The sequence below is a fragment of the Isoptericola sp. Y541 genome (assembly GCF_059445465.1).
In genome coordinates this window covers 472,575-495,863 of sequence record NZ_JCAIUJ010000001.1, presented here as the reverse complement: position 1 = coordinate 495,863, position 23,289 = coordinate 472,575, and the positions used below count along the sequence as shown (strand labels likewise).

16 protein-coding genes are annotated in these 23,289 nt (G+C 72.7%); 9 read left to right on the top strand and 7 right to left on the bottom strand.

All coding sequences use genetic code 11. The features are described from left to right. Positions 1 to 19 precede the first annotated feature (19 nt). Positions 20 to 1,390 (bottom strand): SpoIID/LytB domain-containing protein, encoded by a 1,371-nt coding sequence (locus AC1C2V_RS02250; RefSeq protein ID WP_495387938.1) that lies wholly within the window; start codon positions 1,388 to 1,390, stop codon positions 20 to 22. Positions 1,391 to 1,583: 193 nt separating this feature from the next. Between AC1C2V_RS02250 and AC1C2V_RS02245 the strand changes: the two genes are divergently transcribed. The 4 genes from AC1C2V_RS02245 (at position 1,584) to glf (ending at position 8,818) form a co-directional block, all read left to right on the top strand. After that, positions 1,584 to 3,536, top strand: coding sequence for a peptidoglycan recognition protein family protein (locus AC1C2V_RS02245; RefSeq protein ID WP_495387937.1), 1,953 nt, complete (start codon positions 1,584 to 1,586; stop codon positions 3,534 to 3,536). A gap of 224 nt (positions 3,537 to 3,760) precedes the next feature. Then, positions 3,761 to 5,668 (top strand): glycosyltransferase, encoded by a 1,908-nt coding sequence (locus AC1C2V_RS02240; RefSeq protein ID WP_495387936.1) that lies wholly within the window; start codon positions 3,761 to 3,763, stop codon positions 5,666 to 5,668. Positions 5,669 to 5,678: 10 nt separating this feature from the next. Then, the gene (locus AC1C2V_RS02235) at positions 5,679 to 7,544 is read left to right on the top strand and encodes a glycosyltransferase (protein WP_495387935.1); all 1,866 of its coding nucleotides are present in this window, start codon (positions 5,679 to 5,681) and stop codon (positions 7,542 to 7,544) included. A gap of 137 nt (positions 7,545 to 7,681) precedes the next feature. Further along, a complete protein-coding gene (glf, locus tag AC1C2V_RS02230) occupies positions 7,682 to 8,818 on the top strand; it encodes a UDP-galactopyranose mutase (RefSeq protein WP_495387934.1) in 1,137 nt (378 codons plus the stop codon). A gap of 82 nt (positions 8,819 to 8,900) precedes the next feature. Here glf and AC1C2V_RS02225 read toward each other — a convergent pair whose 3' ends face one another. The 3 genes from AC1C2V_RS02225 to AC1C2V_RS02215 form a co-directional block, all read right to left on the bottom strand. Then, the gene (locus AC1C2V_RS02225) at positions 8,901 to 9,476 is read right to left on the bottom strand and encodes a putative endonuclease domain-containing protein (protein WP_495387933.1); all 576 of its coding nucleotides are present in this window, start codon (positions 9,474 to 9,476) and stop codon (positions 8,901 to 8,903) included. 313 nt (positions 9,477 to 9,789) lie between these two features. Then, positions 9,790 to 11,946, bottom strand: a complete 2,157-nt coding sequence (locus tag AC1C2V_RS02220; protein WP_495387932.1) for an acyltransferase family protein — start codon at positions 11,944 to 11,946, stop codon at positions 9,790 to 9,792. A gap of 82 nt (positions 11,947 to 12,028) precedes the next feature. Continuing rightward, positions 12,029 to 12,523, bottom strand: a complete 495-nt coding sequence (locus AC1C2V_RS02215) for a hypothetical protein (protein WP_495387931.1) — start codon at positions 12,521 to 12,523, stop codon at positions 12,029 to 12,031. A 189-nt stretch (positions 12,524 to 12,712) separates the two neighbouring features. Here AC1C2V_RS02215 and AC1C2V_RS02210 point away from each other — a divergent pair, with 189 nt between their 5' ends. Beyond that, positions 12,713 to 13,600, top strand: a complete 888-nt coding sequence (locus AC1C2V_RS02210; RefSeq protein ID WP_495387930.1) for a TylF/MycF/NovP-related O-methyltransferase — start codon at positions 12,713 to 12,715, stop codon at positions 13,598 to 13,600. 22 nt (positions 13,601 to 13,622) lie between these two features. Here the strand turns inward: AC1C2V_RS02210 and AC1C2V_RS02205 are convergent, their stop codons facing one another. After that, positions 13,623 to 14,741: an acyltransferase family protein gene (locus AC1C2V_RS02205; RefSeq protein WP_495387929.1), complete on the bottom strand. Its 1,119-nt coding sequence runs from the start codon at positions 14,739 to 14,741 to the stop codon at positions 13,623 to 13,625. A gap of 47 nt (positions 14,742 to 14,788) precedes the next feature. Next, a complete protein-coding gene (locus AC1C2V_RS02200; protein WP_495387928.1) occupies positions 14,789 to 17,260 on the bottom strand; it encodes a glycosyltransferase in 2,472 nt (823 codons plus the stop codon). A gap of 133 nt (positions 17,261 to 17,393) precedes the next feature. On the opposite strand from AC1C2V_RS02200, the gene AC1C2V_RS02195 reads away from it, so the two are divergent. The 4 genes from AC1C2V_RS02195 to AC1C2V_RS02180 all read left to right on the top strand — a co-directional run bounded on the left by AC1C2V_RS02195 (position 17,394) and on the right by AC1C2V_RS02180 (position 21,506). After that, the gene (locus AC1C2V_RS02195) at positions 17,394 to 18,974 is read left to right on the top strand and encodes a glycosyltransferase (protein ID WP_495387927.1); all 1,581 of its coding nucleotides are present in this window, start codon (positions 17,394 to 17,396) and stop codon (positions 18,972 to 18,974) included. 23 nt (positions 18,975 to 18,997) lie between these two features. Continuing rightward, positions 18,998 to 20,296 carry a CDP-glycerol glycerophosphotransferase family protein gene (locus AC1C2V_RS02190; RefSeq protein ID WP_495387926.1) on the top strand — a complete coding sequence of 433 codons (1,299 nt, stop codon included), beginning with the start codon at positions 18,998 to 19,000 and terminating at the stop codon, positions 20,294 to 20,296. Next, positions 20,293 to 20,988 carry a phosphocholine cytidylyltransferase family protein gene (locus tag AC1C2V_RS02185; RefSeq protein WP_495387925.1) on the top strand — a complete coding sequence of 232 codons (696 nt, stop codon included), beginning with the start codon at positions 20,293 to 20,295 and terminating at the stop codon, positions 20,986 to 20,988. Before AC1C2V_RS02190 ends, AC1C2V_RS02185 begins: the two co-directional genes overlap by 4 nt. A 224-nt stretch (positions 20,989 to 21,212) precedes the next feature. After that, complete coding sequence (locus AC1C2V_RS02180; RefSeq protein ID WP_495387924.1) at positions 21,213 to 21,506, top strand: GIY-YIG nuclease family protein; 294 nt, start codon at positions 21,213 to 21,215, stop codon at positions 21,504 to 21,506. 361 nt (positions 21,507 to 21,867) lie between these two features. Here the strand turns inward: AC1C2V_RS02180 and AC1C2V_RS02175 are convergent, their stop codons facing one another. Further along, positions 21,868 to 23,157 carry a CDP-glycerol glycerophosphotransferase family protein gene (locus AC1C2V_RS02175; RefSeq protein WP_495387923.1) on the bottom strand — a complete coding sequence of 430 codons (1,290 nt, stop codon included), beginning with the start codon at positions 23,155 to 23,157 and terminating at the stop codon, positions 21,868 to 21,870. Between the last annotated feature and the right edge of the window lie 132 nt (positions 23,158 to 23,289).

The window sequence follows — 23,289 nt, the reverse complement described above, 5'->3', positions numbered from 1 at the left end:
GTGGCGCCCGGCGACGCGCTCAGCCAGCGGCGATCTTGGTGATCCAGGCCGCGGGGACGGAGCCGGTCGTGGTGCGGGCGCCGATCTTCGAGCGCATCGCGTCGGCCTTGCCCGTCAGGGTGGCCTTCGCGCCGTTCGACGCGGTGGCCGTCAGCGTGCGGACCTGACCGCTCGACCACTTCGCCGTCACCTTGATGGACTGGACGTTCGGCAGGCCGAAGAGCGCGCGGGCCTTCGCCTGGGTGATCTTGCGGGTCCACGACGCGTACGAGTTGCCGGGCGCCGCCTTGCTGTACGGGTCGGAGACCGAGCGCTCGTAGGCGATCCTCGACGCCCACACGTCCTCGGAGTTCGCCGTCCGCCCCCCGCTGGACGAGTAGTAGTGCGCCGCCACGGCCTTGCCGCCGTAGGTCAGCACGCGGGCCCGGGTGCGGCTGGACGTGGTGGCGTCGACGGCCTTCTTCCAGACCTTGCCGTACTTGGCTCCCGTGCCCTCGGACTCCTTCTTCCAGCCCGAGTAGTACTGGTCGCGCACGTCGTCGACGACGTTGCAGCGGCAGTCGGCGTCCACCGGCTTGGTCAGCACGTACGAGCGAGCGGTGATCGCCTGCGCGGCCAGTGCGGACAGCCCCTTGTTCAGCCCCCACGACGACGGCATCTCCGCGATGCCGTACAGGTACTCGGTGTTGAGCAGCACGTCGTTGGTGATGTTCGGGACGCCGCCCCGGGCCGTCGTCGTGAGCCGGCCGTGCTTGTACGTCCCGTGCGCTCCTGAGACGGACGCGACCGCGGCCTTCCCCGTGCGCTTGTAGTACCGGGTTCCCGACCAGTTGATGCGCAGCAGCTGGTCGTAGTACTTCTTGCCGTTCACCGTGACCCGGGAACGCCCGCCGGCCGTCACCGTGACCGCGAAGGTTTCCGTGCCGGAGCCGGTGGCCAGGGTCTTCCCGTCCTCGTTGCCCAGGCGCCAGCTGCCGCCGCGTACCGTGACCGTGGTCGTCTTCTTCGTGTCGCCGTAGCCGGACCGCCCGGCGGGGTCCTTGCCGTAGACCTGCACCAGGATGTTGTTGCCGGTGGTGGTCTTCCAGGCGACGTTCGCCCCGGAGTAGTAGTGCTTGAGGACGTCCCAGCTCGCCTTGCCCTGGCGGGCGAGCTGGTAGGCGCCGTACTGCGCCATCCCGACGCCGTGGCCGTACCCCGAGCCGGTCAGCGTGAACGAGCTGGGGGGCGCTGCCTGTGCGGACGTCGCGACGGCCACCCCGCCGCTGACCGCCACCAGGCCCGAGACCACGGCCGCGACCAGGCGGCGCGGACCACGGCGGGCCGTGCCACGGCGGCTCGTCGGTGTTCTCGGGGCACGGGCCCCTTCGCTCGTGCGGTCGTCGTTCATCGTGATCACCCCCTCGGCCACTGTGCCCCAGGGGTTCGGGACCGGCATCCGGAGGCTGCCCGGCCACGACGGATCTGCGCCTCGGGGTGCCGGGGCGCGTCGGACTCCCTATCGTCGTGCGGGTCAGGTGCCCGGCGCGACCATGGTGGACGAGCGGAGACGACCGATGGCGACAAGGGATGCGACTCGAGGAATGGCTCGACGAACGGTCCGGACCTGCGTCACGACGACGACCGTCGTGGCGCTGGCCCTCGCGGGGGTGGTCCTCCCGACCGTCTCCCTCCCGGTGCCTCAGGCCCACGCGGTGGCCCCGGACGTGGAGCGCGTGCCGATGCACGGCATCGACTCCGGCGCCCGCCACGAGAAGGGTGCGCTCGACGACGCGGTCGGGCACGACCACGTGGCGCCGGAGGGCGCCGAGGCGGCCGAGGGCGCGGACCCCGGGGACGGGGCGGAGGCGCTGTCCACGCAGGAGGCGCCGGACGAAGGCGACCTGGCGGCGCTGAGCGAGCGCACCACGACGCAGGACTTCCTCGTCGCCGGGGTCACCTGGGACGCCGCGTCGACGCAGGACGTGACCGAGGTGGCCGTGCGCGTGCGCGAGGGCGGCCTGTGGACCGACTGGCAGTCGATGGGCCTGGACGGTATCGCCCTGGAGGGCGGCCGGGCCGGGACGGAACCGATCGTGTCGACCGGGGCCGACGGCGTCCAGGCCCGGGTGCGTACCGCGAGCGGCACGCCGCCGGCGGGCCTCCAGGTGGACGTGGTGGACCCGGGCACCTCCCGCGCCGACGCGAACATCGGGAGCGACACCGGGCCGGCGTCCTCGGCGAGCGCGGGCACCGGGTTCGAGATCCGGCCCCACGTCGTGACGCGGTCCGGCTGGGGTGCCGACGAGTCCCTGTCGGGCAGCTGGCCCGAGACGTCGAAGTCCCTCAAGGCGATCTACGTGCACCACACCGCGGGCACGAACGGTTATCGCGAGAGCCAGTCCGCCGCCCTGGTGCGCGGCATCTACGCGTACCACACCAGGTCCCGCGGCTGGCCGGACATCGGGTACCAGTTCCTCGTCGACAAGTACGGCAACATCTTCCAGGGCCGCAAGGACGCGCGCGTCGACAACCCGATCGGCGCCCAGGCCGGCGGGTACAACACCGGCACGATCGGCGTCTCCGCGATGGGCAACTTCGAGACGGCGAGGCCCACCAGCGCGCTCCTCAGCGGGATCGCCAAGGTGATCGCGTGGAAGTCGTACCAGTACCACATCAACCCGAAGGGCAGGACGACCCTCATGACGGGCGGCAGCACCGGCTCGGGCACGCGGGCGAACCCCGGCACCACGGTGCGCGTGCCCACCGTGCTGATGCACCGGACCACCAACGAGACGGCCTGTCCGGGCCGATATCTCGCCGCGAAGATGGGCACCCTGCGCAACGGCGCGGCGTCGCGCAAGGCCGCCGCGATCAAGAAGTACGGCTCGATGCGGTGGGCGGTGAAGGCGCCGACCCGGTACACGCCGTCGTCCTCGCAGGCGCCCGTGCAGTGGTCCACCAAGGCGACGTACAAGTGGAAGAAGGTGTCCGGCGCGAAGTACTACCAGGTGCTGTACCGCGAGGCGCACTGGAACTCCGACATGCCCAGCACCAACTACTGGCGCGTGCTCAAGTCGAAGACCACGGCCAGGTCGATCACGGTGAACCTGAGCTACGGCAAGTCCCGCGAGATCGCCGTGCGCGCGATCAGCTCGAAGTACCACCGCGGCCCCATGACGAGCGTCGTGCGCACGAGCACCACGATCCTGCCGAAGTCGTGGTCGTTCTCCAGCGGGTGGAAGAAGGTCCACCACAAGATCTACTACGGCGACTACGCGTACCAGACGACCAAGGGCGGCGCGAAGATCAGCCTCGGCAGCGCCAACCAGGTGCGGCGGGTCATCGTCCGCGGACCGACGAACCCGGCCGACGGCAAGCTCCAGGTGCTGGTGGGCGGGAAGGTCCGCGGCACGCTCGACTTCGGCAGGGCGCGGGACGGCGACCGCATCTTCAGCGTGAAGCTGTCGAGCATGTCCGACGGCACGGTGACGCTGCGCAAGGTGAGCGACGGGAAGAAGGTACGGATCAGCAAGATCTCCATCGCGCGCTGGTAGCCCTCGCTGGTTGAGCCTGTCGAAACCACCGCTGGTTGAGCCTGTCGAAACCACCGCTGGTTGAGCCTGTCGGAACCACCGCTGGTTGAGCTTGTCGGAACCACCGCTGGTTGAGCTTGTCGGAACCACCGCTGGTTGAGCTTGTCGAAACCCCATGTGGTTTCGACAAGCTCAACCGGCGAAGGACAGCAGGGAGGATCGGCGAGGGCGCTAGGGTCGAGCGCGTGCATCTCGCCCAGCAGCTGATCCTGCTCCCTGCCGACGGGTCGTCCGACCGCCGCGCCCTGTGCGTGGAGGACGGCCCCGCGGTCGTCTCCGGCGACGGGGCGCGCGTCCCGGCGGGCACCTCGCAGGGTTTCGCGACCTACTTCTCGGCGTTCCCGGCCTCGTACTGGGTGCGCTGGGCGGGCGTGACGACGGCTCGTCTGGAGGTCGACGCCACCGGCGCCGGCACCGTGCGGCTGGTGCGCTCGGACGCGACCTCGCTGGTGGAGCCTGTCGAAACTTTGCCGGTTCAGCCTGTCGGTACCCGGGCCTCGACGTCGTCGGTCGAGCCTGTCGAGACCTCGGTTCCGACAGGTTCAACCGGCAGTGTCGTGATCGACGTCGACGTCTCGGGCATGGCCGACGGCGGCTGGCTGTGGTTCGAGGTGGACGCCGGAGACACGGACGTCGTCGTCACCGACGCGCGCTGGCTGGTGGACGTCGGCCCGCGCCGCACCGGCGACGTGTGCCTGTCGATCACCACGATGGACAAGCCGGAGTTCTGCGTCGCCACGCTGCGGCGGATCGCGGCCTCGGCGCCGCTGGCCGAGGCGGCGGGCACGGTGCTCGTCATCGACCAGGGGACGCGGCGCGTCGTCGACCACCCGGACTACGCCGAGGTGGCGGCCGCCCTGGGCGACCGGCTGACCGTGATCGAGCAGCGCAACCTCGGCGGGTCGGGCGGCTTCTCCCGGGGGATGCTCGAGGCGCTCGACCGCCCGGACGCGGACGCGGTGATCATCCTCGACGACGACGTCGAGGTGGAGCCCGAGGCGCTGCTGCGGGCGATCCGCTTCCACCGCGCCGCCCGCACGCCCGTCGTCGTGGGCGGGCACATGCTCGACCTGTACCGCCCGACGGTGCTCAACTCGTTCAGCGAGGTGGTGCACGAGCGCACCTTCAACTGGGGCCCGCCGCGGCCCGACCAGCAGTGGCACGACCTCGCCGCCGGCCCGCTGCGTGACACCCCCTGGCTGCACGAGCGCGGCGTCAGCGACTTCAACGGCTGGTGGATGTGCCTCCTGCCCACCGACGTGCTGCGCGCCGTCGGCCTGTCGCTGCCGCTGTTCCTCAAGTGGGACGACGCGGAGTTCGGGCTGCGGGCGCGCGACGCCGGCCGCGACACGGTGTCGCTGCCCGGCGCGGCGCTGTGGCACGTGGCCTGGACGGAGAAGGACGACACCGTCGAGTGGCAGGCCTACCTGCACGTTCGCAACCGGGTGATCGCGGCCCTGCTGCACGCCCGTCGGCCGCGCGCCGGGCTGCTGCTGCCCGGGCTGCTCGCCACCGACCTGAAGCTCCTGCTGGGCATGCGGTACTACGCCGTCGACCTGCACCTGCGCGCCCTGCGCGACGTGCTCGCCGGCCCCGGCGACCTGCACGCCGACCTCGAGAGGGTGGTCCCGGCCGCGCGCGCGGTGGGCTCCGCCTACCTCGAGACCACCGTGCACCGCGCCGGGGACCCCGTGTTCGACCGGGCGCCCGGCGGCGCAGCGGGCCCCGGTCCGGGCCCGCGGCCGTCTTCGCCCGTGGCGCTGGCGCGGCTCGCGCTGAGCGGGCTGGCGCGCAACCTCCGCCCCACCCCGGGCGGCGACGCCCCGGCCGCCACCCTGCGCCGCGAGCAGGCGACCTGGTGGGAGGTGCCCGGGCACGACTCGGTGCTGGTGCTGACTTCCGACGGCGGCTCCGGCGTCTGGCTGCGCCGCGACCGGCGCCGGTTCTGGCGGCTGGCGTGGGCCTCCGTGGGCACGCACCTGCGCCTCGCTCTCCGGTGGAGGGCCGTCTCGGGCCGGTGGCGGGCCGCCGCCGGGGGCCTGGTCGACCCGGAGACCTGGCGGGCGACCTTCGCACCCCCCGCGGCCCACTAAGATGTGCGGGATGTCCACCCCCTCCGTCGTTGCGGTCGTCGTGTCGTACAACAGAGCCGCGCTGCTCGGCGCGGCCCTCGACGCGCTGGCCGCGCAGACCCGCCCGGTCGATCGCGTCGTCGTCGTCGACAACGCGTCGACCGACGACGCCCTCCAGGTGGCGCGGTCCCACCCCAGCGCCCCCGAGGTCGTCGCGCTCAAGCGCAACACCGGCGGCGCCGGCGGCTTCGCCGTCGGGATCGCGACCGCCGTCGCCGACCTCGACGCCGACCTCGTGTGGGTCATGGACGACGACACCATCCCCACCCCCACGGCCCTCGACGCGCTGCTCGGCGCGCGCGACGCCTACGCCGGCGACGTGACCGCGATGGCCAGCCGGGTCGTGTGGACCGACGGCAGCGACCACCCCATGAACACGCCGCGCACGCGGCCGGGGGCCACGCCGGCCGAGCTGCACCGGGCCCGTGCCGTCGGCGCGATGCCCGTGCGGTCGATGTCCTTCGTGTCGATGCTGATCGACGCGCGCGCCGTGCGGGCCCTGGGGCTGCCGGTGAGCGACTTCTTCATCTGGAACGACGACTTCGAGTACTCCACCCGGCTGCTGCGCCGGGGCACCGGCCTGTACGTGCCGGGCAGCGTCGTCGAGCACCGCACGGCCCGCCTGGTCGGCACCGACGACGACCCCGGCCCGCGCTTCTACTACGAGGTGCGGAACAAGGTCTGGACGTTCACGCGCTCGTCGGCCCTCGCGGCGTCGGAGCGCGTGCTCTACGGCGGGTCGACGCTGCGTCGCTGGACCCGCACCGTGGAGCGCTCCTCCGACCGCGCCACGCTGCTGAAGGCCGGCGGTCGCGGGCTGTGGCACGGCATGGTGCGGCGCCCCCGTGCGGACACCGAGGTGCTGTCCGGCGTCGGGCCGGCCGCGCTGAGCGTCGCCCGGGTCGAGGTGGGCCCGGCCGACGGCGATGTCGGCCCGTCGCGTCCGGCCACGCCCGCCTCGGCGCAGGCGGCACGGACGCCCGTCGCCCGCGGCCCCCTCGACGACCAGCGGTTCTCCGTGCTGCTGCCTGTGTACGCGGGCGACGACGCGGCGCACCTCGAGCGCGGCTTCCTGTCCGTCACCCGCGACCAGACGCTCCGGCCCGACGAGGTCGTCGTCGTCCGCGACGGGCCCGTGGGCGACGACGTCGCCGCCGTCCTCGCGCGGCTGCACGAGCTCACCGACGTCCCCGTCACGCTGGTTCCGCTGGACCGGAACGTCGGCCTGGCCCGCGCCCTGGAGGCCGGGCTCGAGGCGTGCAAGCACGAGATCGTGGCGCGCGCCGACGCGGACGACATCTCGCGGCCTGAGCGGTTCGCCGCCCAGGTGCCGCTCGTCGCCGCCGGGCACGACATCGTCGGCTCCGCCATCCAGGAGTTCGACGAGGACGAGGCCGCGCCCGGCATGGTGCGCATGCCGCCCACCGGGGACGACATCGCCACGACGGCGCGCTTCCGCGACCCGTTCAACCACCCGTCGGTCGTGTACCGGCGTTCCGCCGTCGCCGCGGCGGGCGGGTACGAGCACCTGGACCTCATGGAGGACTACCTGCTGTTCGCCCGCATGATCGCGGGCGGCGCGGTCGCGCAGAACGTCACCGACCCGCTGGTGCTCTACCGCGTGGGCGCCGGGGCGTACGCGCGGCGCGGCGGGCGGCGACTGCTCGCGTCCGAGCTCGCGCTGCAGCGCACCCTGCACTCCGAGGGCTTCCTCACGGGCCCGCAGCTGGTGCGCAACGTGGTGGTGCGCGCCGGCTACCGCGTGGTGCCCGAGAAGGTGCGCAAGGCCGGGTACCGCACCTACACGCGCCTGCGCGGCGGGTACGAGCCGGACTGACCGATCCCGCTGGTTGAGCCCGTCGAAACCCGTCCCGCTGGTTGAGCCCGTCGAAACCCGTCCCGCTGGTTGAGCCCGTCGAAACCCGGGACCGTGGTCTCGACAAGCTCCACCGGCGCAACCTGGAGGAACCTGACATGACCGACCTCGTCGTCGTCGGCACCGGACTCTTCGGCCTGACCGTCGCCGAGCAGATGGCCGGCCAGGGCCGCAAGGTGCTCATGATCGACCGCCGCGACCACATCGGCGGCAACGCGTACAGCGAGCTGGACCCGGACACCGGCATCGAGGTGCACCGGTACGGGGCGCACCTGTTCCACACCTCGAACGAGCGGGTGTGGGAGTACGTCAACCGGTTCACGGCGTTCACGAGCTACGTGCACCGCGTGTACACCACGCACCGCGGCGAGGTGTTCCCGATGCCGATCAACCTGGGCACGATCAACCAGTTCTTCCGCTCGGCGCACGGCCCCGACGCGGCGCGTGCGCTGGTGCGCGAGCAGGCGGCCGAGCTCGAGGGCCGGCGGCCGTCGAACCTGGACGAGCAGGGCGTGTCGCTCATCGGGCGGCCGCTGTACGAGGCGTTCATCAAGGGCTACACGGCCAAGCAGTGGCAGACCGACCCGCGTGAGCTGCCGGCGTCGATCATCTCCCGGCTGCCGGTGCGCTACACCTACGACAACCGGTACTTCAACGACACCCACGAGGGCTTGCCGGTCGACGGGTACACGGCGTGGCTGGAGCGCATGGCCGACCACCCGAACATCGAGGTGCGCCTGGCCACCGACTTCTTCGACGACGCGCAGCCGGTCAACAAGAAGGCCGTCGTGGGTCAGGTGCCGGTGGTGTACACCGGGCCGGTGGACCGCTACTTCGACGACGCCGAGGGGTCGCTCTCGTGGCGCACCCTGGACTTCGAGCGCGAGGTGCTACCGGTCGGGGACTTCCAGGGCACGCCGGTGATGAACTACGCCGACACCGAGGTGCCGTACACGCGCATCCTCGAGTTCCGCCACTTCCACCCCGAGCGCGAGTACACCTCCGACAAGACCGTCATCGTGCGCGAGTACTCGCGGTTCGCCGAGCGCGGGGACGAGCCGTACTACCCGGTGAACACGCCCGCCGACCGCGACCGGCTCAAGCGCTACCGCGAGCTGATGACGGACGAGCCGGACGTGCACTTCGGCGGTCGGCTGGGCACCTACCAGTACCTCGACATGCACATGGCCATCGGCTCCGCCCTCGCGATGGTCGACAACCGCCTCACCCCCTGAATGCCGCCGGGGTGCCCGCCGCCCGGGGTGCCGAACAGGTGGTTGACACCGTGATGGGCGCCGAACGACGCCCATCACGGTGTCAACCACCTGTTCGGCGGGCTGTTGCCAGCGCGGACCGGACGATGGTTCCCACGGAGTCCCGGGCCACATGGCCGGCGTCGAACCGGAGCAGCTGCACACCGAGCGCGGTGAGGGCGTTGTCACGGTCCCGGTCGCGGCGGACACCGCCCGGGAGGTCGTCGTGCCACGCGCGCCCGTCCATCTCGCCGACCAGCCAGCCGCCAGGAATGCGCCAGGCCAGGTCGCCGACGGCGAGGAGGTGGCCCGAACGGTCGTGCAGGGGGAGCTGGAGCGTGTCCGGCGGGACACCTTCGTCGATGCACTGCCAACGTCCCATCGACTCCAACGGCGATGCCGCGCGCGGATCCGCGAGGTCCCACAGGTCGTGGCGGAGGGCGACACCGCGGCGTCCCCGAGCATGGTCGTGTGCGCGATCGAGACCGCGGCGGTCGATGGCGTCGAGTCGCAGCGCCGAGTCCAGCACCGCGAGGCCGTGCGCCATCGGCAGCTCGGGGACGGCCTGGGCGATCGCCCACTCGGCCGAGGCGATCTTGCGCGGCCCGGTGCGCCGGTCGCCGAACTCCGTGGTCGTCATGCCGTCGTCGAACTGACGCAGGGGGATGCCCGGGCGCCCGACGCGGCGCGACGCCTTCGGTAACGCGGCCCCCGGGCGCGGGCGGGTGGGTAGTCCGTCGATCCCGTGGAGCGCAAGAGCCGACGTGCCCACGGAGGCACCGCCACGGTGTCCACGACACCACGCGCCATGGCCCGCCATCGACCACCGGCGACGAGCCGTGAGCGTCGGGACGCGCCGACGCCGTGCCGCTCGCACTGCGGGGCGGACAAGGAGCCCTGTGGGCAGCCTCCAGCCACGTGTGCCGAACAGGCGGTGGCACAACGAGCGGGCGTCAGACCGGGATGCCCGCCTGGCGGATGCCGTCCACCAGGTACGGCGTCAGCGTCCGGGTGTACGTAGTGGTCAGGTGGTGCTTGTCGCGATACACGTTGACGCCGCCGATGACGGCGGGGCAGCGGCCGTCGCGGCAGTAGAGCCCGGTGAGGTCGACGTACGAGCCTCCGGGCACCTCGTCGACGGCGTCCTCATACACCTGCGGGTCGGGGAACGCCCGCCGCTCCGAGAGATCGCACCGGTCGGGGTTCGCGCCGAAGCTGCGGTCGAGGCACTGTGACGGATCCTCGTCGTGCCGCGGGTTGTCCGACAGCGCGACGATCGGCACGCCCCGCTCGGCCACGGGGTCCCACGCGTCGGCGAGATCGTCCGCCTGCCGGTCGGCGCTCCCGGACAGGTACTTGAGGTAGCCCGTGGTGACGACGACGTCCGTGACGGACGCCTCCCGCTCGAGCCACGGCTCGAGCCGGTCCTTCCACCGCTCGCAGGTGCGCGCCCGCTCGCCGTCCGCGTCGACGGGGCCCGCCGTCCACGGGCAGGAGCTCTTGAGCTGCACGCTGAGGCTGATCCGGTCCTGGTCGACGAGCCCGAGGAACGCCGGCATCATCGCGCGGGCGTGGGAGTCGCCCACCAGCACGACGTGCGGGACGTCGGCGTCGTCGACCGCGCCGAACTCGCAGTCCGCGAGGGCGGACTCGTCGGTGTCCACGAAGCACTCCTTGTGCTCGGCGATGTCGCCGGAGACGGCCTCGGGGGCCGGCACGACGACGTCGTCGAGCTCGGGGTTGTGGCAGGGCTCGTCGGGGTCCATGGCCTCGGCGCCGAAGCACGGGGGCTGCTCCGCGACGACGGCGGCGGCGATCGCCTCCTGCTCCTGCACGCGGTGCTGCGCGACGCCGAGCGCGCACCCGGCCACGAGGGCGAGCGCGCCGGCGCCGGCCGCCGAGAGGCCGAGGGCGCGGCCGGTGCGGTTCAGGTCCCAGCGCCGGGAGAAGCGGGCCGGGTCCTCGACGAACCTCTTCGTGAGCGCCGAGACGAGCACGACGCCGGCGAGCAGCACGACCCGCTCGAGCAGGCCGGGCTCGCGGCCCAGCACCAGGGGCGCCAGCACGATCGCGGGCCAGTGCCACAGGTAGAGCGAGTAGGAGACCTCTCCCGTGAACGGCACGGGCCGCCAGCCGTACAGGCGGGTGGGGGACAGCCGGCCGCCCGGCGCGCCCGCGGCGATGACGGCGGCCGTCGCGAGCACGGGCACGAGGGCGGCGGTGCCCGGGAACGGCGTCGCGGCGTCGAAGGTGAACGCGCACGCGACGAGGGCGGCCAGCCCCGCCCAGGCCGCGGCGGCCCGGACCCCGTCGCCGACCGGGCGCCGGCCCGTCCGTGCCAGCCACAGGGCGAGCAGCGCGCCGGCGCCGAACTGCCACGCGCGGGTGGTGGTGACGAAGTACGCGGAGGCCGGGCTCGCGGTGGTCAGCCAGAGCGAGTAGGCGAAGGACGCGGCGGTGGCGGCGGCGAGGAGCACGCCGGTCGTGCGGCGCGCGGACCCGCCCCGGCGGGCCGCGACGACCGTGGCGAGCAGCACGAGCAGCGGCCACACCAGGTAGAACTGCTCCTCGGTGGACAGCGACCAGTAGTGCTGGACGGGTGACGGGTCGTTGTCCGCCGCGAGGTAGTCGACGGCGTCGGCGGCGAGCACCCAGTTCTCGGCGTACAGGGTGGCGCCGAGGGTCTCGCGGAACCACTGCTGCCACAGGGAGTGCGGCGCCAGCAGCAGGGTCGCGACGATCGTCACCGCGAGGACGATGTAGGCGGCGGGCAGCAGGCGGCGAGCGCGGCGGGCCCAGAACCGTCCGAGGCGGATACGTCCCGTCGACTCGGCCTCGCGCAGCAGGTGGCCCGTGATGAGGAAGCCGGAGATGACGAAGAAGACGTCGACGCCCACGTAGCCGCCGGGGATCCGGCCGGGCCAGAGGTGGAACAGGACCACCATCCCGACGGCCAGCGCCCGCAGCGCCTGTACCTCAGGGCGGAACCCTCGCGGGGTGGCACGGCCCGAGGTGGCGCGGTCCGACGTGGCGCCGCCCGGGGCGCCGTCCGAGGCCTTGTCGACGGCAGGCGGGCGGACGTGGTCGTGGTCGTGCACGGAGCTGGGCATGCGGAGGGATCACCGTGGAACGTCGGGGGCAGTGCGGGTCGCGCCGTCGGTTCCGGTGACGGCGCCGGTGCACGAACGCCGGTCAGGCTAGCCGCACCCCGCGTCCTCGGGCCAAACCAACACACGTCCGCAGGGTGTCGGCCATGCACTTGCGCGCGTTCTCAGCGCTGAGAACGCGCGAAAGTGCATGGTCGGCGTGCCGGTAACCGGTCGGGGGACCCAGGCGCAGACGGCGCGTCGACGGTGAGCAACCCGCGGCGTCGGGGACGAAGCACGACTCGCCCCGTCGCAGCAGGAGCTCGCCGGTGCCGCGCACCCAGGCCGCGTACCGGTCGGCGTGCACGAGGCCGTCCGCCACCAGCGCGGAGCCGACGACGACGAGGCGCTGCGGCGGGCGCGGCGCCCGCCGCAGCGCGGCCTGGAAGGCGCCCGAGAAGGGGTCGCCCACCACCACGGTGTCGTCGGGCAGGCGCCGGGGCGCCGGGGCGGGCTCCACGTCCAGCCCGGGGGGCAGGCCGAGGGCGCGCACGGCGTCGATGCCGGCCGTGAGCGCCGGGACGTCGGCGCGGGCCAGCACGCGGGTGCTGGCGCCGGCGTGCCCGGCGGCGCAGCGGGGACCCGACGAGCGCGGTTACCTCGTCAGTGTCACCACGGCGGGCGACGCGCGGGGGACGTCGGCGTAGCCGGGGGATGAACGGTGGGTGCCGCCGACCGCGCCCACGACCGTCCCCTGGCCATCCGGCGCCCGGTGGGTTTCGATGGGCACATGCCCCAACGGAGCGTGCGGGAAAGGCTCGTGGCCGCCCTGCGGGGAGGTGCACGGGCGACGACCTCGGCGCCGGCCGACGAACGGGGGGCGGCCGAGGTCGCCGAGCTGCGCACCGAGCTGGCCCGGACCCGCAAGGAGCTGGAGGCCCGCCGCACCGACGTGCGCAAGCTGCGCAAGCGGGTCCGTGAGCTCGAGGCGGACCAGCTCGACGACCTGCCCGACCCCGTCGCGGCCATGGTCCGAGCGGTGCGGGCCGAGCACCTCACCCTGCTCGGCATCAGGCCGCTGCACGACCTCGCGCACGCCGTGCTCGGCGCCGAGGCGCGGGCGCTGCCCGGCATGCTGCTCGAGTGCGGCACCGCCCGCGGAGGGTCCGCCATCGTGATCGCCGCCGCCAAGGCGCCTACCCGGCACCTCGCCGTCCACGACGTGTTCGGCCTCATCCCGCCGCCCACGGTGGACGACGGGGACGACGTGCACACCCGGTACGCGACGATCGCCGAGGGGCGGGCGAAGGGGCGCGGCGGTGACGCCTACTACGGCTACCGGGACGACCTGTACGCGGAGGTCCGCGAGTCGTTCGCCCGGCACGGGCTCCCGGTCGAGAGCTCGAACGTCGACCTGGTGCGGGGGCTGTTCGAGGACACCCTCACCGGCGACGAGCCCGTCGCCGTGGCACACCTCGACGGCGACTGGTACGCGTCGACACGCACCTGCCTGGAGCGGGTGGTGCCGCGCCTCGTCCCCGGCGGCCGTGTCGTCATCGACGACTACTTCGCCTGGTCGGGGTGCCGCAAGGCGGTCGACGAGTTCCTCGCCCAGGACCAGCACGGGCTCGTGCGCGAGATGCACTCCCGCCTGCACCTCGTCGTGCCCGGCGGTTGAGCGCAGGCTCGACCGCCGAAGCTCAGCGCCGGGTGTCGAGCGTCTTGTCGAGGCCGTGCCGCACGCCGTCGCGGAGCCGGTCGTGCACGCGGTTCTCGATGCCGTAGTGCAGCAGCGCGGCGATGCCGAGCGACAGCGCGGTCGCGACGGCGAGCACGACCCAGCGCGAGACGTCGTCGTGCAGCAGGTCGATCACCGCGAACCCGAACTGCCCGTGCACGAGGTAGAGCGGGTACGTGAGCGCGCCGAGGGTGGAGAGCACCCGCCAGTCGACGTGTCGCAGCGGGCCGCTGCTGAGCGCCCACACCAGCACCACCATCACCGCCACCGCCGCCGCGCACACGGCAGGGGAGACGGGCGCCCCCACGTGCTCGGCCGCCGTGCCCGCGTAGTGGTACGCCTGGCGCATGCCGAGGGCCGTGGTGAGCGCGACGCCGAGCCAGACCGCCAGGTCGCCGCCGTCCTTGTACACGAGGAAGAGCAGCATGCCGACGGCGAAGTACGGGGCGTACGAGGGGATGAGCAGCGACGACAGCAGGTCGCTGTCCGTGGCCCGCGCCAGCTGCGCGACCAGCGGCCAGAGCACGGCGAACGCGATCACGCGCCGGCGGGTGATCCCCACGAGGATGAAGACGCCGATGAGCAGGTAGAACTTCATCTCGAACCAGAGCGTCCAGAACGCGCCCTGGACGTTCGGCGCGTCCCACGCCTCCTGGAGCATCGTGAGGTTCAGCAGCGAGTCGAGCAGCGTGGGGTTGCGCCCGCCGTCCCACACGAGCTGCAGCCCGACCGTGAGCACGATCGCCGCCCAGTAGGCCGGGTACAGCCGGGCGACCCGCGAGGCCGCGAACCTGCTGATCGTGCGCCCGTACGCCGTCATCATGATGACGAACCCGCTGATCACGAAGAACAGCTGGACGCCGAGGAAGCCGTACCGCGTCACGTGGTTGAGGACCGGGAACACCTCGTGCGGGGGCGCGCCCCACTGCGGGATGCCGATGCCCGTGTAGTGAAAGCCGAGCACCACCGCCGCCGCGAGGAAGCGCAGCCCGTCGAGGCCGCGCAGCCGGGGCCGGGGGCGCACCCGTGCGGGGGTGGCGGCCCCGTGCGGGGCTGCGGTGGCGGTGGGCTGGGAGGTCACGGGCGGCGACGATACCTGGTTCGGTGCTGGGGGCGACGACTGTCGTCTCAACCAGCGGCGACGGGCTCGACGGGTGTCTCGGCGCGGTCGTGCCACAGCTCCTGCCGGGCGACGTAGGCGTCGTCCCAGGGCTTCACGCGGTCGGCCCAGTGCACCAGCTTCGCGTCCGCGCCCGGGAGGTCGCGCGTGGGCACGTGGTCCCAGGCCGGGTCGAGCTCGGTGCGGTGCGGGCCCGCGTACAGGTGCAGCGCCTCACGCGCGTCGACGCGGAACTCCCGCATGGCCGTCAGGGCCTCGGCGGCGAAGCCGCGCTCCCGCAGCCGCGCGAGGTCGAGCACCAGCACGCTCGTGTCGAACGCGTTGAAGTCGAACACGTGGCGTGCGTGGATGCGCCGGTAGAAGTCGTACGCCGTCGCGGGCGCGTCGTCGAGGCGCCGGGCCGCGCGGTACAGGAGGCCGAACCCGCTGGGGTCCGCGTGCGAGGCGTGCCGGGCGGCCAGGGCGGTGTCGGCGAGGTCGACAGCGGCGAGCTCGGCGAGGTCGCCGAGCACCACTGCGTCCACGGGCAGCACCACCGCGCGGTCGACGCCGGGCAGCAGGTGCGGCAGCAGCACGTGGTGCGCGTGCTGGCCGGGAGCGATCCCCACGGACGTCAGGTCGAGCGAGGTGGTCGGGACCCGGTGCACGTCGGTGCGGGCGGAGAGCTCCGGCAGGCTGACCTGGGTGACGCGGGGGCCCACGAGCCAGACCCGCAGCGGGGTGGAGGCGGCGGCGTCCAGGGCGCGCACCGCATCCCCGACGCGGGACAACTCGTCGCGACGGGGCAGGAGCACGACGTCGACGGACCCGGCGACCGGCTCCGCCTCGACGACGGCCGGCGCAGCGAGCGCGGCCGGCGTGACGGGAAGCTCCGGGAGCGGCGTCGCGGCGGTGTGCCGCGACCGCGCGAGCTCGACCTCGGGGGCGACGGTCTCGCGCCACAGCGCGTAGACGTCCTCGGCGGCCCGGCCCTCGAAGATCGCGGACAGCACGGGCTCGAGCCGGGCGATCATGCCGGCGCGGATGGCCTCGAAGCCGTCGTGGTCCAGCGGGTGCAGACCGCTGAAGCGGACGTCGGCGTAGTTCGCGGGCTGGAAGTCCACCTCGAGGCCGAGGGACGTCGTCGGCAGGTAGCAGTGCAGGCGCTTGGTCACGACATGCGTGTAGCTGGTGCGGTACCACTCGAGCAGGCGCACGGCCTCGCGCATGTTCTCCACGAACGTGCGCGCCTTGACGCCGGGGTAGCTCTGCTTGATGTTGTCGTGCCCGTCGGGCACGGGCTCGCGCACGGCGTCGACGTAGACGGTGGCAGGCTCCGGCCGCGACTCGAGCTCGGGGAAGACGGTGCTCACCGTGGTGGTGAGGCAGCCCGAGAAGAAGGCGGGCACGTCGAGGGAGAGGAGTAGGTCGACCGTGGTCCAGTCGCGGCAGCCGACGGGTCCGTGGGCCCGCAGGTAGTCGAGCACCTCGGGCGTGAGCAGGCCGCGCTTGTTGCAGTGGAACGAGACGAAGAGCGGCTGCAGGTTCTCGTGCATGGGGAAGTCCCACACGCCGGTGGCGGCGAGGTCGTGGGAGTGCCAGCCGAACTCGAGCATCCAGGTGCCCTCGGGGAACGCCTGGAACGTGGAGCCGTCGCGGTCCACGCGGTACAGCTCGACGTCTGTGGCGTCGCCGTCGAGCTGCAGCTCCGGGCGCACCCGGCCCTGCATCTCCTCGACGAAGCCCACCAGCTCGGGCTGCCCGTGGAACCGCAGGTTCTGCCGGCGCACCACGTGGCCCAGGGAGGACAGCGTCTGGACGTGGTCGCCGATGTTCTGCGACGTCTTGCCCTTGCCCGGCTGCACGTAGTCCATGACGGCGAACGGCACCCGGGCGCCGGGGGCGGGCGCGGTGGCGTGCCGCTCCGCGCGGCGCCACCGGTCGAGCCATGCGATCTCCTGCGCGCCACCGGGCCAGCGCTGCTCGTCGCCGTGGTACGACGCGACGAGGCGGTCGTGCACCGTGTGCCGCAGCGCCGTGTCCCCGTGCGCGAACACGTAGCGCAGCACCGTGTGCCAGGTCCGCGCGCGGATCGCGACGGGCGCGTCGTCGAGCCACTCGCGGGTCCGCTCGAGGCCACGCTGCGGGTCCACGCGGTAGAGGGACTCGACGAACGCGACGGGGGTCACGGCCAGTGCGGCCCCTTCGGTCTGGTCGAAGAGGTGCAGCGCGCGCTCGTAGAGGCGCTTGTGGTGGGCGACCAGGCCGGCCGCCAGCAGGGCGTCGTCGGTGGGCGAGGCCTGTGCCAGCCCCGCGTCGACCAGCGACTGCGCCGCCTTGACGTCCTTGGCGCCCAGCTGAGCGCGCACCTGGTGCACGGACGGGTGGCGGCGCGACGCCGGGGCGTCGGCGGTCGACGACGGGCGCGGCCCGAGTGCGGACCGGACGGCTCGGCGGGCGCCGCGGAGCCAGGTGGCAGGGTGCAGCGAGCGGCGGGGCATGAACTCTCCCGGATGGGGGTCGGCGGGCCGGGCGATACTACACCGGAGCAGTCGGAGAACGGGCCCGGATCGGGCGGTCCGTCCCGGGCCTCGGACGGCCGTGCAGGGGGGTGCCAGCCCCTACGATGGGCCGGTGCCCCCCACCCACGGACACCCGACGATCCCGCTCCCGCCAGGGAGCCACGCCGCGGCGACCTGGACGATCCCTGCCACCTACGGTGGCATGACGTCGGCGCTGCTGCGGCGCTCTCGCGCGTTCGCCCAGGAGGCCGGTGTCCCCGTGCGGATCCTTACCTTCGCCCCGACGCTCGACGTCGAGGCCACCCGCGCCGACCTCGAGAAGCGCGGGGAGCTGGTGCCCGGCGTCACGCTGCACAACGTCTGGGCCGACCTGCGCGAGCTGCCCGACGACGTCGTCGCGCCCCCGCCCGGCGCCCGGCCGCAGGAGCGGCCGACGGGGGAGCCCGGGGAGCTGATGCGCGTCGAGGGCGGCCGGCCCGCCGGCGGGCAGGACGACGGCGGTCAGGACGACGGTGACGACGGTGGTCAGGACGAGGAGGCGCAGCGGTACCTGCACTTCCGGTCCGACCGGACCCTCGCGGCCGTGGACGAGCGCACGGGGACCAGCCGGAGCATCACGTTGTACTCCCGCGACGGCCGCGCCGGCCGCCGCTGGGGCTCCGTGTGGTCGCTCTACCGGTACTGGTTGGACGTCGTGCTGCCGGAGAAGCCGGGCTACGTGGTGATCGACAGCAAGACGATGGTGAAGTTCTTCGGCTCGCTGAAGCGCGAGGACCTCTACACCGCCCACCTCGTGCACGGTGCGCACCTGTCGGCCAAGGCGACCGATGCGCACGGCCCTCTCACGGTGGCGCGGACGCCGCTGATCGAGCACCTCGACGACTACGACGCGGTGGTCTTCCTCACCGAGGGCCAGCGTCGCGACGTCGTGGACCGCGTGGGCGAGCGCCCCAACACCTACGTCGTGCCGAACAGCACCGACCTGCCCGACGGCCCCGTGCCCGAGCACCCGGACCGGTACCGCGGGGCGGTGCTGGCGTCGCTGCACGCACGCAAGCGCGTGGGCCACGCCATGGTCGGGCTGGGGCGGGCCGCGCGGCGCACCGGCCTGGACCTCACGCTGGACGTGTACGGCGACGGCCCGGAGCGCGAACGGGTGGCGGCGCGGGCGGCGAAGGTCCCGGGCGTCACGCTGCACGGCTTCGTGCCCGGGGCGGCCGACCACCTCGCCGACGCGTCGTTCCTGCTGCTGACGAGCCGGTCCGAGGGGCTCCCGCTCGTCTTCGCGGAGGCCATGTCGCGCGGCTGCGTGCCCATCGCGTACGACATCCGGTACGGCCCCGCCGACATCATCACCGACGGGGTGGACGGCTTCCTCGTGCCGGACGGCGACGCCGACGCCCTCGCGGCCGCCATCGAACGGTTCGTCACGCTCGACGACGACGCCGTCCGCCGCATGCGCGAGGCCGCCATCGAGACGGCCAGGGGTTACTCGGACGCCGCTGTGGTCGCGCGGTGGGCCGAGGTGTTCGGCGATGTGACCAGGCGGCGGCCCCAGCCGGCCGACCGGGCCGCGCGTGGCACGACGACGGCCGGCACCACGACGGCCGGCACGACGACCATCACGGCGCCCGGCGCCCGGCCCGGGGTGTTCCGACGCCTGGCCGGTATGCTGCGACGCGCCCCCCGCTGACCGACGACGCTTCAGGAGACCCATTGCCTGCCACACCCCGGGGCGCCACGCTGCGGCGCCGGATCCGCTCCCTGGGGGGCAAGGTGATCCGTCGCCTGGGGCTGCTGCCCGGAGGGATGCCGGACGGCCTGGGCGAGGACGAGGCCCTGCTCGGCACGTCGTGGCCGTACGAGGTGCTCGTCTACTTCGCCGACACCCCCGAGGCGCTGTACCAGATCGAGCAGTGGTACGAGACGTTCCGCGCGCTGCACGCCGAGCACCCCGTCGTCGTCGTGACGCGCGACTCGCGCACCGCCCGGGCGATCCGCCGCGACAGTGGGCTCGACGTGCGCACGGTGGCGCACTACACGACGCTCGACGACGTCCTGGGGCGCTCGTCGACCAAGCTCGCGCTCTACGTCAACCACAACCCCGAGAACTTCACGTGCCTGCGCTTCGGCCAGCTGGTGCACGCCTCGCTGATGCACGGCGACAGCGACAAGCTGGTGACGGTCTCCAACCAGACCAAGGCCTACGACTTCTCGCTCGTCGCGGGTCAGGCCGCCGTCGAGCGCATGGCGAAGTTCAGCACCCTGTACGACGCGCACGCCCGCTGCGTCCCCGTGGGCCGCCCCCAGCTCGACGACCAGCTGCGGCTGCGGGCCCAGACCCCGCGGGGGCCGCTGCCCACGGTCCTGTACGCCCCCACCTGGGAGGGCGGCCAGCCGTCCGCCGAGTACGGGTCGGTGGCCACGCACGGCCTCGCGATCGTGCGCGCCCTCGTCGGGTCCGGCCGCTACCGCGTGCTGTACCGGCCGCACCCGCTGACCGGCGTGCGTGTCGCGGCGTACGGGGAGGCGGACAAGGCGATCCGCGAGTTTCTGGCGGCCGCTCCCGCCCCGGCCGAGGGCCCCGCGCACGGCACGGACACCCACGGCGACGTGGCGCCCGCGTTCGCGGCGGCGGACCTGCTGGTCTGTGACGTCTCGGGCGTCGCGATGGACTGGCTCGCCACCGGGGAGCCGATCGTCGTGACGCGGCCCGTCGGCGACGTGGTCATCGCGTCCAGCCCGCTGCTCGAGCTCGCGCCGGCCCTGCCGGTCGCTGGGCTCGGCGAGGTGCTGAAGACGGTGGACCGCGAGCTGACCGACGACCCGACGCGGGAGCAACGGCTCCGGCTGCGGGAGCACTACCTCGGCGACACCACGCCCGGGGCGTCCACGCGGCGGTTCGTCGCCGCGAGCGAGCGCCTCATGGAGATCCGCGACCGCGAGGTCGCGCGGATCGAGGCCTACGGCGCGCCGAGCGCCGCACCGACCGATAACGAGAGAGGAACGCGATGAGCATCCAGACAGTGATCCTGGCAGCGGGCATGGGGACCCGTCTCGGCCGGCCGCACCCCAAGCCGCTGACGGAGCTGCGCGACGGACGAACGATCCTCGCCCAGCAGCTCGGCAACCTGCGGTCGGTGTACGGCCGGGAGGCCGAGGTGCTGATCGTCGTGGGCTTCAAGCTCGAGATGATCCTCGAGGCCGCCCCGGACGTGACCTACGCGTACAACGAGGTCTACGACCAGACGAACACCTCCAAGAGCCTCATGCGCGCCCTGCGCGTCACCGGTGACCGCGGCGTGCTCTGGATGAACGGCGACGTCGTCTTCCACCCGGACGTGCTCCGCCGCGTGCAGCCGCTGATCGACTCGCAGAAGTCGTTCGTCTGCGTCAACACCTCGTCCGTGGGCGACGAGGAGGTCAAGTACACGGTGGACGACGAGGGCGACATCCTCGAGCTGTCGAAGACGGTCGGAGCCGGGGCGCTCGGCGAGGCCGTCGGCATCAACTACGTGGCACCGCAGGACAAGGCGAAGGTGCTGCAGCGCCTCGTCGAGGTGGACGACCAGGCGTACTTCGAGCGCGGCGTCGAGCTCGCCATCGAGCGCGACGGCGTGAAGATCACGCCGGTAGACATTTCCGACCTGTACGCGGTCGAGGTCGACTTCGCGGAGGACCTCGAGCGCGCGAACCGCGAGCTCTGACCGCCCGCTGGTTGAGCTTGTCGAAACCCGACCCGCTGGTTGAGCTTGTCGAAACCCGACCCGCTGGTTGAGCTTGTCGAAACCGAGAGCCCCGACAAGCTCGACCGGCGACATCGGACCTCGTTCGACCCGCAGGGCGGCGGGAACCTGCCCACAGCCACTGCTCGTCCACACATCCGAGACCAAGCGGCCTCGACGTCCGTCGACGCCGCCACGCTGGCGGCATGGCACATATGTACATCCTCGAGTGCGCAGACGGTTCGTACTACGTCGGTAGCACGACGGCGCTCGACCTGCGCATCGCACAGCACCAGTCGGGCGAAGGCGCCGCATACACCCGTCGACGGCGACCTGTGCGCCTCGCCTTTGCGGCAGAGTTCGATCGGATCGACGAGGCTTACGCCTTCGAGAAGCAGGTCCAGGGCTGGTCGCGCGCAAAGCGGCGCGCTCTGATCGACGGCAGGCTGGGTGATCTCGTCGAGCTTTCTCGAAGCGGGGCGGCGCCTCGCTCCGGTTGAGCTTGTCTCGCTCTCGCCGGTCGAGCTAGTCCCGCTCTCGCCGGTCGAGCTTGTCGAGACCACGTCGCCGGGTTTCGACAGGCTCAACCGGCAGGTTCGTCGGTCGAGCTTGTCGAGACCACGTCGCCGGGTTTCGACAGGGTCAACCAGCAGGTTCGCCGGTCGAGCTTGTCGAGACCACGTCGCCGGGTTTCGACAGGCTCAACCGGCAGGTTCGTCGGTCGAGCTTGTCGAGACCATGTCGCCGGGTTTCGACAGGCTCAACCAGCAGGACTGGGTTTCGACAGGCTCAACCGGCGGGGTGGGTTTCGACAGGCTCAACCAGCAGGACTGGTTTCGACAAGCTCAACCAGCGGCGGCGTCACTTGTCGTCGTCGGCCGCAGGTTCCGGGCGGCCGGCGAGCATGGTGTCGCGGCGGGCGACGCAGTCCGACAGGAAGTCGAGGAAGCGTCGGCTGCTCTCCCCGCGGGGGAACCCGAAGTAGTGGTCGCGCACGCCCAGCCGGGCGTCGTGCCGCGGGTCGACCGCGAGGTTCGCGCCGAGGATCTCGGCTACGTCGGCCACGGTGTCGCCGTCGATGATGTCGACGGCGCTCGCGACGGGCGCCTCGGCGACGATCCGGGCGCGGTCGGTGCGTCGGTCCGTGATCACGATGGGCGCCTCGGGGCGCAGGTACAGGAAGTCGAGGCCGACGGACGAGATATCGGTGACCAGCAGGTCGGTGCCCTCGAAGACGCCCAGGATGTTGGCGTCGAACGGCATCGCGTGCGGCACCCCCGCCTGGGTCGCCGCGGTGAGGAGCCGCACGATCTCCGCGTGGGCGTCGACGACGTGCGGCTCGGTGGCCGTGAGCACGCGCGGGTGGGGCTTGTAGACCAGGCGCACGTCGGGCAGGCCGAGGAGCGCGCGCACGATCGCGACGCCGTACACGTCGATCGACGTGTAGTTGTTGGCGTCGTCCTCGCCGGACCAGGTCGGTGCGTAGAACACGGTGCGCAGGCCCGGGGCGGGGGCCAGCACCGGGGCGACCTCGAGGTCCAGCTGGGGGCGCCCGCACACCACGAGGCGGTCGAGGTCGAAGTTGATCAGGGCGCGCTCGTGCCGCTCGATCGCGGCCTGGCCCGCGACGACCACGTGGTCGTAGGCCTTGGCCTGGTTGGAGACCATCGAGATCTTGTCGGACTCGCCGTGGTTGACGTGCACGTGCAGCGCACGCTGGTGGATGAGCGACTGGAAGTTGCGCCAGCCGTTGTTGACGTAGACCACCGTCTTGACGTCGACCTGGTCGTAGATGCGCCGCAACCCGTCGAGCTTGCGCGTGAAGAGCACCGGCAAGGGCGTGATCTGGCGCAGCAGCTCGGTCACCTCCCAGTTGCGGGTGACCAGGGCAAGCGGGTGCCGTTCGGCGACCTGCTCGAGCACGGGCAGCCACTGCTGCAGCTGGTACACCTGGTTCGGGGTGTCCGCGAAGTAGGCCACCACGGGGTACCGGGGCAGCTCGTCGAGCTCCGGAGAGAACTCCGGAGGCTCGCCCACGATGGCGCGCCTCACGAGCTGCTTGGCGCGTGAGCCCGCACCCAGGATGAGCCGTGCGAGGAGCTTGCGCCCGCGGTCCGTGAGCGTGGGCCGAGGGGTGCTGACGTGCGACATCCGTGCCTTCCTGGTGGGGCGGGGTCCGATGGCGCACCGAGTATTCCACGACGTCCTGGGCGATCCCGGGATGCCTGGGGGCGGATCTGGACCGTCTCTGCGCTGTACTATCAACGGGGCCTGGCAGCCGCT

Coding starts and splice junctions, on each gene's coding strand:
- AC1C2V_RS02250 (WP_495387938.1), bottom strand. CDS start 1,390: ATGAACGACGACCGCACGAGCGAAGGGGCCCGTGCCCCGAGAACACCG.
- AC1C2V_RS02245 (WP_495387937.1), top strand. CDS start 1,584: ATGGCTCGACGAACGGTCCGGACCTGCGTCACGACGACGACCGTCGTG.
- AC1C2V_RS02235 (WP_495387935.1), top strand. CDS start 5,679: ATGTCCACCCCCTCCGTCGTTGCGGTCGTCGTGTCGTACAACAGAGCC.
- glf (WP_495387934.1), top strand. CDS start 7,682: ATGACCGACCTCGTCGTCGTCGGCACCGGACTCTTCGGCCTGACCGTC.
- AC1C2V_RS02225 (WP_495387933.1), bottom strand. CDS start 9,476: ATGACGACCACGGAGTTCGGCGACCGGCGCACCGGGCCGCGCAAGATC.
- AC1C2V_RS02220 (WP_495387932.1), bottom strand. CDS start 11,946: ATGCCCAGCTCCGTGCACGACCACGACCACGTCCGCCCGCCTGCCGTC.
- AC1C2V_RS02210 (WP_495387930.1), top strand. CDS start 12,713: ATGCCCCAACGGAGCGTGCGGGAAAGGCTCGTGGCCGCCCTGCGGGGA.
- AC1C2V_RS02200 (WP_495387928.1), bottom strand. CDS start 17,260: ATGCCCCGCCGCTCGCTGCACCCTGCCACCTGGCTCCGCGGCGCCCGC.
- AC1C2V_RS02185 (WP_495387925.1), top strand. CDS start 20,293: ATGAGCATCCAGACAGTGATCCTGGCAGCGGGCATGGGGACCCGTCTC.
- AC1C2V_RS02180 (WP_495387924.1), top strand. CDS start 21,213: ATGGCACATATGTACATCCTCGAGTGCGCAGACGGTTCGTACTACGTC.
- AC1C2V_RS02175 (WP_495387923.1), bottom strand. CDS start 23,157: ATGTCGCACGTCAGCACCCCTCGGCCCACGCTCACGGACCGCGGGCGC.